The sequence below is a fragment of the Kitasatospora sp. NPDC059812 genome (assembly GCF_042732075.1).
GTDB lineage: Bacteria > Actinomycetota > Actinomycetes > Streptomycetales > Streptomycetaceae > Kitasatospora.
In genome coordinates, this window is record NZ_JBHWIO010000024.1 from 47,437 (window position 1) to 57,117 (window position 9,681).

A 9,681-nucleotide genomic window follows, 5' to 3' on the forward strand; every position below is an offset into this window, starting at 1 on the left:
ACACCCCCCCACACCCCGACACACCACCCCCCACCCCCCGCCCGCGCGCCCCCCGCGACCCCCCCCCCCCCCCCCCCCCCCCCCCCCCCGCGGGCCACGTCGGGCGTTGCCCGGTCGGGGTGTGCTCAGGAGCGCTGGGCTCAGTAGCGCTGGGCCTTCACCACGACCGGGACCAGGGCCAGATCGGCCGGCTGGCGGCTGAAGGCGATCGGACTGGCCTTCCCGCCCGGGGCCAGGTTCTCGGCGCCGACGATCGCCGAGTCGACGGCGTGGCCCGACGCGTCGGTGAAGTCCACCTGGACCGCGTAGGACGCGGCCTCGCGGGTGCTGTTGACGATGGTCACGACGGCGGCGTGGAGGCCGCCGGTGGTGGATCGCGGCACGCCGGTCAGGGTGATGTCGGAGGTGGCGTTGCCGGGGCCCTCCACGGTCTTGAGCACCTCGGTCGCCTTCGCCCGGTTCTGCGCGGCCTGCGCGTCCGCCGATGCCTCGAACGCGGAGGCGGCGGCCGCCGCCGAGGCCGAGCGTGCGGCTACCGAGGCCGAGGCCGACTCCAGCGCGGAGGCGAAGGCGGAGGGCGGCTCCCCGGAGAAGCTCGACGGGTTGGGTGCCTCCGACAGCGTCGCCCCCGCCGCGTTCGTCGGCGTCGCGGGCCCGGAGGAGCTCCCGGATGAGCACGACGCCACGAGGAGGACGGCCGTTCCTGCCGCCGCGGCCAGGGCGGCCACGCTCCGCGGCAGCCGGGGGCCGCCGCCCTGGCTGGTGTACAGCGTACGCATCACGCACAACCCTCCGGTCATCCCGCTCATCCGTTCGGCCGTCGGCGGGCACGTGCATGCCCGCAGCCGCCCGGTTCGTGCTCTCCATGCTTTGTTCTGCACGCCCGGACCACGAGCGGTGCTGGGCCGTCCGGACGGCACGGAGCACTTTCGGCGGGCGGCGCCGGCCGGGCGACCCGCCGGGCCGTCGCCTGCCGCCACCGGCAGCAGCCGCCTGGGCGACCCGCCGCCGAGGAAGGGGACCGCCAGGCCGTACGCCCGGATGTGGCCCGGTCGGGTTGAGCGGGGAATCGGCCGGTTCCGGGGAGGGTACGGAGTAGCGAACTTCGAAGCGGCGCCGGACGCGGCGGAGAAGTCAGGAGAACGCGGACGAGGGCGAAACCGCCGGATTCCGCAGCCAACACCAGTAGTTGACGTTCCGTCCCGCCGTCGGCGGCCATCGCGCACGGTGTGGGCGGTTGCTGTGTGTCGTCCCCCTCGCGGCCTGTGTCGTGTGCCTGTTCCCCCTTCCCCGCCGTGGCGCCCCCTCTGCTCCCTCCCCACGAAACCGGAGTACTGCATGCGTGTGCGAACGATGCTCGCCGCCTCCTTGGCCTGCGCCCTCCCGATCACCGGACTGGCCGCCGCAGGCGGCGCCGCTGCCGCGCAGCCGGTGAACGTGCAGCCAGTGAACGTGCAGTCCGTGCGGGCGGTGGCGGTCGTTCCCGACGACTGCCCGCCGCCGCCCGACGCCACCGAGTCGCCGATGGCCGGAAAGTATTACTGCTCCCAGGAGAGATTCGGGCCGGCCGCCATCCCGAACGACGAGCCGGCCGCCACGCTGCTGAGGGGGTACCAGCGCTTCGGCGGGCTCAGTGCCAGCCACTTCGTCCAGCTGTACTACGACGCGACGGACAAGCGGTGGGCGTACGCGCCCGACCGTGGCTTCCAGAGGCTCGACGGCAAGCTCGACCAGACGGTGTACACGGTGCCGATCGGGACCAAGCTGATCCGGTTCGGCGACATCACCAAGGGCGGCGGGTACCTCGCGGATCCCGGAACGCCCTTCGTCCAGATGGCGGTCACACCCGACGCCCTCAACGGCGGCTACCACTGCCTGCAGGCCAAGGCGGTGTTCAAGGTGCAGAAGGGGCACGTGGCCGCCTTCTTCGGGATGCCCGGCGGAGGCGTGCAGGAGTGGCTCGACCCGGCCCTCGCGCCCTCAGGGCTTGAGGGTGGCTACAAGGTCAACAACCTCATCGCCAAGGGCTACCTCAGCGAACTCCAGGCAGAGCAGTGCAACGTCACCCCCACCGGTTCCTGACCGGCGGCAAGCAGAGCGCCGACGGCGGCCTGCGGAGAGGCTGACGGCAACCTCTGGACCGCCCCTGCCCCCGCTGCTGCTGGGGGGGCAGGGGCGACTCCGCCGTCCCCGTCGGAGCGGGGAGGTGCGGTCAGAGCAGCCGGTCGCGGTGGCGGGCGGCGGTTTCGCGGACGAGGCGGGCGAAGTTCTCGCGGCTCTGGTGCCGGTGCTGTGCGGCCCGTTCGTCGTCCAGGTCCGCGTCGTCCAGGTCCGCGTCGTGCAGGTCCGCGTCGTCCGGGCCTGCGTCATCCGGGTCTGCGCCGTCCGGGTCTGCGTCGTCGGTGCCGAGGTGCTCTTCGTCGAGGTCGTCGTACTCGGTGTGGAGGACCCAGCAGCCGTGGATGCCGGCGAGGAGGTCTTCGAGGAGGTCGCGGGCGGGGCGCCTGGGGTCGAGGGGGGTGAGGCGCAGGCCGGTGTCCTCCGGGTCGGTCTCCTCGTCGTCGGTGTAGTCCTCGGTGTAGTCGTCGAGGGCTCCGTCGAGGTCTTCGAGTTGTTCGCGCAGGCCGGCGGGGTCGGGGAGGAGGCCGTCGGCGATGTGGAGGGCGTGGCGGACGAGGCCGGTGACGGCGTCGTGGGGGGTGTGACCGGCGTCGAGGAGTTCGAGGACGAGGGTGGGGGTCTGGTGCGGAAGGTCCTCGATGTTGTCGGCTTCGAGCAGGACGGCGGTGGCGTCGTGGCCGGAGGCGTCGGCGGCGACCTCGGCCGCGGCGGCGAGCCAGTGCGCGGCCGCGACGGCGGCGGCGGTCGGGTCGATGTCGGAGAAGAGGGCGAGGGAGCCGAAGGGGTTCTGCTCCAGCAGGTGGTCGGCGGCGGCGACCTGGACGGGGGAGGCGTCCTCGCGGCTGAGCAGGACGGCCTGCTGGGCGCGGCCGGTGAGGTTGCCGAGTTCGGCGCTCTCGACGGCGGTGAGTTCGGTGACGGTCTCGGCGAGGACGGCCTTCGTCAACTCGGTTTCGTCGAGGGCGTGCAGGGCGCGGCCGGCCTGGTGGGCGGATTCCAGCAGGGGACTGTAGGAGACGGTGAGCAGGCCGCCGTGGGGCAGGTTCGGTGCGGCCACGGCTTCGGCGACGTCGCTGAAGGTGTCGCGTTCCTGTTCGCGGCGCCAGCCTTCGGTGTCGGGTTCGAGGGAGCCGGCGGCGCTGGCGGGATGGGTGTAGGTGCGCCAGGCCGCTTCCGACAGGCGGGTCAGCGCGCCGGCCAGGCGCAGGAGCGTGGCGCTGGGTGCGTCGGCCGGGAGGGCGGTGATCCGGGTGGCGAGGTCGCCTTCGCCGGTTCCCCAGGTGGCGATGAGCTCGTGCCGGTTCGGGTCGACGCTGTAGCGGGTCATGATGCCTACCTTCGGGGACGCGCGGCTGATTGCTCGGCTGACGGCAATTCTGGCGCATCGTCAGGTGGCGGCGGGCGAAGCCCAGCCCGGGCGCGAGCGCGGGAGCCTCGCGCCCGGCCCGTTCACAGCAGCAATCGGCCACGGGTCTCGGGCATCCAGCGGGCCAGGGCCAGGGCGGACGCCGCGCTGATCGCCGCGTACACACCGAACGCCCCGCCGAGTGACAGCTCCTGCACGAGGGGGAGGAACGTGGTCGCCACGACGAAGTCGGTTCCCCAGTGGGCCGCGGTGGCCAGACTCATCAGGACTCCGCGGGCACCCGCCGGGTAGATCTCGGCGATGTAGACCCAGAAGACGGCGGCGGGGCCCACCGCTCCCGCCATGATGAAGACGCACAGCAGCGCCGCGGTCGGCGCCCCCGTGTGCCCGAGTGGCTGCGCGACCGCGATGCCGACGGCCGCGACCGCCATGACCAGCAGTCCTCCGATCATCGTCTTCCGGCGGCCGACCCGGTCGAGCAGGACGATGGTGACGACGGTGGCGGCCACGTTGCACAGCCCGACCAGGACGGCTCCCCGGATGCCTCCGGCAGCGGTCATGCCGCTGCCCCCCAGGATGGTCGGCACGTAGTAGATCGCGGTGTTCAGACCGGTCAGATGGACCAGGACGGCGATCGCCAGTCCCAGTGCGACCCAGCGGGGACCGGCCAGCGCGCAGGCCTGCCGGAGGCTCGCGGCGGGGGCGGCGACGGGCCGGGCGACGGTTGCGGTCGCGGAGCCGGCGGTGGGCCGGGTGGCGGTCGCCGTCGCGGGGCGGCCACCGGGTCGGACGGCTGCGCCGCCCGGGTCGGGCGGAGACAGGCGCCGGGCGGCGACTGCCGCCCGGGCGGTGTCTCCCCTGGCGTGCAGCCAGTCCGGCGATTCGGGCACCAGACACATGCCGACCAGCAGCACGCACGCGGGCAGGAGCCCGAGAGCGAGCATCCAGCGCCAGGCCCCCGCGGGTTCCAGGAGATAGGCCACCACGTAGGACAGCAGGAGCCCGATCGTGATCATGAGTTGGTTCAGTGTGACGAGCGCGCCGCGCCGGGCGGGCGGAGAGATCTCGGAGATGTACAGCGGGACCGCGAACGAGACGGCCCCCAGGGCGAGTCCGACGAGGAACCGCCCGATGAGGAGCGTGGTGGAGCCCGAGGCCGCCGCCGAGGCCGCCGTTCCGAGGGCGTACACGGCCGCGGCGGCGCCGATGACCGGCCGGCGTCCGAACCTGTCCGCCAGCCGCCCACTGGTGAGGGCGGTGAGCGCCGCGCCGAGGAGGGCGGCCGACACGACCGCCCCCTGCTGCCACGACGACAGGGTGAAGATGTCGGCGACCAGCCGCAGGACTCCGGCGATCACCCCGATTCCGTAGCCGAAGAGCAGCCCTCCGACGGAGGCGACGCACACGGTCAACAGCCGTGCGGCGCCCGGGGGGACGGGCGCCGTCATGGCGACACCCCTGCGCCGCCGTCGACATGGTCGTAGGACGGGGCCAAGCCCATGGGATGCCCTTCTTCGAAGTGCCGTAGGCAGGGGTGGGGCGAGGCCGGGTCAGGCCGCCGGGAATCCGCCGCCCACGCCGATGACCGACCCCGACCCCGGACACCGAGTCGAGGCGATCACCCGCTTCGCGATCCGGGAGCAGACTACCGGCGTCACCGGCCGACCTGTCGCAACCCGGGCACTCCCCGACGTACCGTCAGAAATGTCTTACGGTCGGATCAACGCGAGGACCTCGTCCCGGAGGTGCTCCATGGTCTCCTGGTCGTGCGCCTCCACGTTGACCCGAAGGACCGGTTCGGTGTTCGAGGGGCGCAGGTTGAACCGAATTCCGCCCGGCAGGCCGACCGTCAGACCGTCGAGCCGGTCCGTGGTCACCCCGGCCCGGTGCCGGTATCGCTCCTCCACCTCCCGGATCGTGGCCGCGACGTCGGCGACGACGCAGTTGAGTTCGCCGGACAGCGCGAAGCGGCTGTGCGCGGCGATCACGGCGGACAGCGGCCGGTCCTGTCCACCGAGGGCGGCCAGCATGTGGAGCGCGGCGAGCATGCCGCTGTCGGCACGCCAGAAGTCCCTGAAGAAGTAGTGCCCGGAGTGTTCTCCACCGAAGACCGCGTCGTGCTGCGCCATGAGCGCCTTGACGTGGGAGTGCCCCACGCGGGACCGGAACGGGCGTCCGCCGTGGCGGCGGATGCTCCGCACCGTGGCCTCGGCGGTGATCAGGTTGTACACGACGGCCGAGCCGGGGTGCCGTGCCAGCTCCCGGCCTGCGATCAGGCTGATGACGGCGGACGGTGAGATCGGCTGACCGCCTTCGTCGACGAAGAAGCAGCGGTCGGCGTCACCGTCGAAGGCGAGTCCGATGTCGGCCCCCTGCCGGCGGACCTCGGCCTGGAGGTCGACGAGGTTCCTGGGGTCGATGGGGTTGGCCTCGTGGTGGGGAAAGGTGCCGTCGAGTTCGAAGTAGAGCGGGACGAGGTCGACGGGCAGGCCCGCGAAGACCTCCGGGGCGGTCAGGCCGGCCATGCCGTTGCCCGCGTCGGCGACGACCTTGAGGGGCCGGATCCCGGTGAGGTCGACGAGCTGACGCAGGTGTGCCGCGTACTCCTGGAGGAGTGGTCTTTCCGTACGGGTGCCGGGGTCCGCGGCGGGTGCGGCGCGTTCCCCCGCCACGAGCCAGTCGCGGATCCTGCCGAGGCCCGTGTTCTCCCCGAGGGGCGCCGCGCCGCTCAGGCACAGCTTGATGCCGTTGTCCTTCGCGGGGTTGTGGCTGGCGGTGATCATGGCGCCGGGAAGTCCGAGCGATCCACTGGCGTAGTAGAGGTAGTCGGTGGAGCCGAGCCCGGCGTCGACGACGTCGGCACCGGCCCGGCGGGCGCCGTCACTGAACGCCCGCACGAGCATGGCCGAGGACGGGCGCATGTCCCTGGCCACCACCACCTGCGGGGCGTTGGTGAACCGGATGAACAGGCCGCCGATGCGTTCCGCGACCTCACCGTCGAGTTCGGCGGGGACTTCCCCGCGGATGTCGTAGGCCTTGACCAGCCTCGCGTAGTCGGACACGGTCACCCCTTCACGAGGCCGAGGTCGAGGTCGGGGCCGCGGGCGCCGACTGCCGACGGCGTGCCACGGCCACCCGGTAGCCGTCCAGGGTGTCCGCGACCATCTTCCGGCTGCTGAACTCCCGTTCCGCCGTGGTGCTCGCGTTGGCCGCCAGCTCGGCGGCCAACGACTCGTCGGTGAGCACCCGCAGTATCCCTGCGGCCAGTGCGGGCGGGTCGGCCGCCGGCACGAGCAGGCCGTCGACGCCGTCGGTGATGACGTCGCTGATGCCGATGACGCGGGTGCCGACGACGGGCTTGCCGGCGCGCATCGCCTCGACCACGCTGAACGGCAGTCCCTCCGCCAGGGAGGGTTGGACCACCAGATCCGCCGCAGCATAGACGGCAGGCATCGCCTCGGCGCCGAAGTCCTGGCGGAGGGTGACCAGTTCTGCCACACCCTCGTGTTCGAGTCGGCCCCACACGCTCTTCTCGTACGCGTAGTCCGAGACCCTCCCCGCCAGGAGCACCCGCACCTCGGGCAGCTCCGCCGCGACCAGGGGAAGCGCCGTGGCCAGGTCGAGCTGGGCCTTGCGGGCGGACATCCGGCCCGGGAGGACGATCAGCCGCTGGTCGGGGGTGACGCCGAGTTCGGTGCGCAGTGCGGAGCGCAGGTTCCGGGCCACGTCGTCCGGCGGCGCGTCGGGAACGCCGTTGTGGACGAGCCTGATGCGGTCGGCGGGGGCGCCGAAGCGGGCGGCGCGCTCGGCGAAGAAGCGGCTGGGGACGAAGTGCATGTCGACGGGGAGGGTCTGGTACGACAGGCGGCACCGGCCGCGGCCGAACCGCTCCAGGTCGGGGTTCTGCTCGTGCAGCGAGCACACCAGTGCGGCGTCCGTTTCGAGCGCCACGATGCTCGCGAGGATGAGCGTCTCATGGCTGTTGGCGTGGACGACGTCGAAGCTCTCGCCCTGGAGCACGGCCCCCAGTTCGTCGAGGACGGAGTACTGCATCTGTCGCCATCTCACCTTGTCCCGGGCGTCCACGCGGTCCGCGAAGTCGCGCAGCCGCACGACCCGCCCCGCGTCCTCCTCGCGCTCCCCGGGCAGGTCGTCCAGCCATGACCCGTCGGTCGCGATGACGACGTCGTGGCCGTCGACCACCAGCCCTTCGCACAACAGCCGCGCATAGGTCTCGGCCCCGCCGTGCAGGGGCTCGTAACTGGAGGTCAGCATCAGGACTTTCATCGGTCCGCCCTCTCGGTGAGCCAGGGAATGAGCCCACGGCCGGCGTCCTCGCCGGCCTCGCGCAGCGAATCGGGAGTGCCCACGTCCCGCCAGTAGCCGGTGAGCCGGTGCGCCCCCACGCGTTCGCCGGCGGCCATCAGTGCGGGGGCGAGCTCCCTGGCGTAGTCGTAGACGACGCCTTCGGGGATGTGCGCGATGATGCGGGGGTCCAGGCAGTACACGCCGGCACTGATCCAGTGCGTCTCGTCGTCGGGGACGTCGGGCTTCTCCCGGGCGCCGCGGATCCGACCATCGGGGTCGATGTCCAGCACGCCGTAGCGGCGGGCCTGCCGGATCCGCGTACAGGCGAACGTCAGGGCGTAGCCTCCGCGAGTGTGCGCGTCGACGAGCCGTTGGAGCGGCTCGCCCATGATGACGTCGCAGGACGTGACGAGCACGGCGTCGAAGGCGGCGAGTTCCTCGTGGAACAGCCGCAGTGCCCCGGCGGGCCCGGTGAGGCGGGGCTCGGTCCGGGCGTGGACGGGCACCTTCACCGTGGTGCCGTCGAGGAAGCGAAGGACCTGCTCGGCCTGGTAGTGCAGATTGAGGTAGACGTCCGTGACGTCGGTCTCGGCACACCGGTCCAGCAGGTGTCCCAGCAGCGGCCTGCCCGCCAGGGGCAGGAGCGGCTTGGGCGTCTGGGCGGTGAGTGCTCCCATCCGGCTGCCGCGCCCGGCTGCCAGGATCATCCCCGCCAGCCTCATCCCGTCTGCCCCGTCTGCCCCGTCTGCCCCGTCTGACCGGTCTGACCGGTCTGCCCCGCCTCGGGCGAGGCCTCCGTCGGCAGGGGGCGTGCGGCCAGCCAGGACACGACGGAGTCGACCCCGTCCTCCAGCGTCGTCCGGGCGGTCCAGCCCAGTTGGGCCTGGGCACGGGAGGGATCCAGGCACCCCCTGCGCACTTCTCCCGCCAGCGGCGGCCCGAAGCGGGGCGGCAGCGAACGGCCGGTCCGCTTCTCGACCGCCTGGTGGATGTCCAGGACCGAACTCTCCCCGCCCTTCCCGATGTTGATCAGACCGTGCCCCTGGTCCATGGCCCGCACGAACGCATCGGCCACATCGCTCACATGCACGTAGTCGCGCGTCTGCAGGCCGTCCCCGTTGATGACACAGGTCTGCCCGGAGAGCATGCGCTGCGCGAAGATGGAGACGACTCCCGCCTCACCGAACGGGGTCTGGCGGGGGCCGAAGACGTTGCCGAGGGCGAGCGCGACGTAGTCCAGGCCGTAGGTCTCGTGGTAGAGGCGCAGATAGTCGACGGCGACGGACTTGGTCAGTCCGTAGAAGGAGCTGGGCACCCGGCCCGCGGATTCCTTGATGGGCACCCCGTCCTCACCGGCGGGCCCGTAGATCGTCCCGCCGCTGGAGGCGAACACGACCTTGCGGCTGCGGCTGCGCCGCGCCGCTTCGAGCATCCGGACCAGGCCGATGACGTTGACCTGGGCGTCCAGCAGGGGATCCCGCATCGACACCTTCACGCTGAACTGCGCGGCCAGCAGCAGCAGCACCTCGGGCGCGAAGTCCTCCACCGCGGCCGCGGTGGATTCGTCGACCACGTCGGCCGTGAGAATGCTCAACTCGGGCCAGCGGGCCTCGCTCTCGGCGAGATTGGCCCGATCGCCCGTGGAGAAGTCGTCCACCACCAGGACGCGGTGTCCCTGGGCGCACAACCGGTCGACGATGTGCGAGCCGATGAACCCGCCGCCACCCGTGACGACAACCTTGCTCATGCCTTGGTCCCCTCTCGTGGTTCGCGAATGTGTGTCACACCCGGAGCGGCCTGGCCACGCGGCGGTAGCGCGTGGGCCCCCCCCCTCCGGTCGTAGGGCAGGGGGCTTCGCCGGGCCTCGGGGGGCCGGGGGCACCCCC

The 9,681-nt window shown here is 72.3% G+C and carries 8 protein-coding genes; 1 reads left to right on the forward strand and 7 read right to left on the reverse strand.

The window, feature by feature from the left end:
* Nucleotides 1-140: 140 nt before the first annotated feature.
* Nucleotides 141-779 (reverse strand): hypothetical protein, encoded by a 639-nt coding sequence (locus ACFV6D_RS15175; RefSeq protein WP_380559985.1) that lies wholly within the window; start codon nt 777-779, stop codon nt 141-143.
* Nucleotides 780-1,338: 559 nt separating this feature from the next.
* Here ACFV6D_RS15175 and ACFV6D_RS15180 point away from each other — a divergent pair.
* Nucleotides 1,339-2,082: a TNT domain-containing protein gene (locus ACFV6D_RS15180; protein ID WP_380559986.1), complete on the forward strand. Its 744-nt coding sequence runs from the start codon at nt 1,339-1,341 to the stop codon at nt 2,080-2,082.
* Between the two features lie 130 nt (nt 2,083-2,212).
* On the opposite strand, the gene ACFV6D_RS15185 is transcribed toward ACFV6D_RS15180, so the two are convergent.
* The 6 genes from ACFV6D_RS15185 to ACFV6D_RS15210 form a co-directional block, all read right to left on the reverse strand.
* Complete coding sequence (locus ACFV6D_RS15185) at nt 2,213-3,448, reverse strand: hypothetical protein (RefSeq protein WP_380559988.1); 1,236 nt, start codon at nt 3,446-3,448, stop codon at nt 2,213-2,215.
* Nucleotides 3,449-3,570: 122 nt separating this feature from the next.
* Nucleotides 3,571-4,935: a sugar porter family MFS transporter gene (locus tag ACFV6D_RS15190; RefSeq protein ID WP_380559990.1), complete on the reverse strand. Its 1,365-nt coding sequence runs from the start codon at nt 4,933-4,935 to the stop codon at nt 3,571-3,573.
* Nucleotides 4,936-5,196: 261 nt separating this feature from the next.
* The gene (locus tag ACFV6D_RS15195; RefSeq protein WP_380559992.1) at nt 5,197-6,549 is read right to left on the reverse strand and encodes a phosphomannomutase/phosphoglucomutase; all 1,353 of its coding nucleotides are present in this window, start codon (nt 6,547-6,549) and stop codon (nt 5,197-5,199) included.
* Between the two features lie 10 nt (nt 6,550-6,559).
* Complete coding sequence (locus ACFV6D_RS15200) at nt 6,560-7,762, reverse strand: glycosyltransferase family 4 protein (RefSeq protein ID WP_380559994.1); 1,203 nt, start codon at nt 7,760-7,762, stop codon at nt 6,560-6,562.
* 8 nt (nt 7,763-7,770) lie between these two features.
* Nucleotides 7,771-8,502 (reverse strand): NDP-sugar synthase, encoded by a 732-nt coding sequence (locus tag ACFV6D_RS15205; protein WP_380380404.1) that lies wholly within the window; start codon nt 8,500-8,502, stop codon nt 7,771-7,773.
* An 11-nt stretch (nt 8,503-8,513) separates the two neighbouring features.
* Nucleotides 8,514-9,542, reverse strand: coding sequence for an NAD-dependent epimerase/dehydratase family protein (locus ACFV6D_RS15210; protein ID WP_380380402.1), 1,029 nt, complete (start codon nt 9,540-9,542; stop codon nt 8,514-8,516).
* Nucleotides 9,543-9,681: the final 139 nt, after the last annotated feature.

Bases quoted from the DNA above. Each gene is read 5' to 3' on its own strand.
- ACFV6D_RS15205 (WP_380380404.1), bottom strand. From the start codon at position 8,502: ATGATCCTGGCAGCCGGGCGCGGCAGCCGGATGGGAGCACTCACCGCC.
- ACFV6D_RS15190 (WP_380559990.1), bottom strand. From the start codon at position 4,935: ATGACGGCGCCCGTCCCCCCGGGCGCCGCACGGCTGTTGACCGTGTGC.
- ACFV6D_RS15200 (WP_380559994.1), bottom strand. From the start codon at position 7,762: ATGCTGACCTCCAGTTACGAGCCCCTGCACGGCGGGGCCGAGACCTAT.
- ACFV6D_RS15185 (WP_380559988.1), bottom strand. From the start codon at position 3,448: ATGACCCGCTACAGCGTCGACCCGAACCGGCACGAGCTCATCGCCACC.
- ACFV6D_RS15180 (WP_380559986.1), top strand. From the start codon at position 1,339: ATGCGTGTGCGAACGATGCTCGCCGCCTCCTTGGCCTGCGCCCTCCCG.
- ACFV6D_RS15175 (WP_380559985.1), bottom strand. From the start codon at position 779: ATGCGTACGCTGTACACCAGCCAGGGCGGCGGCCCCCGGCTGCCGCGG.
- ACFV6D_RS15210 (WP_380380402.1), bottom strand. From the start codon at position 9,542: ATGAGCAAGGTTGTCGTCACGGGTGGCGGCGGGTTCATCGGCTCGCAC.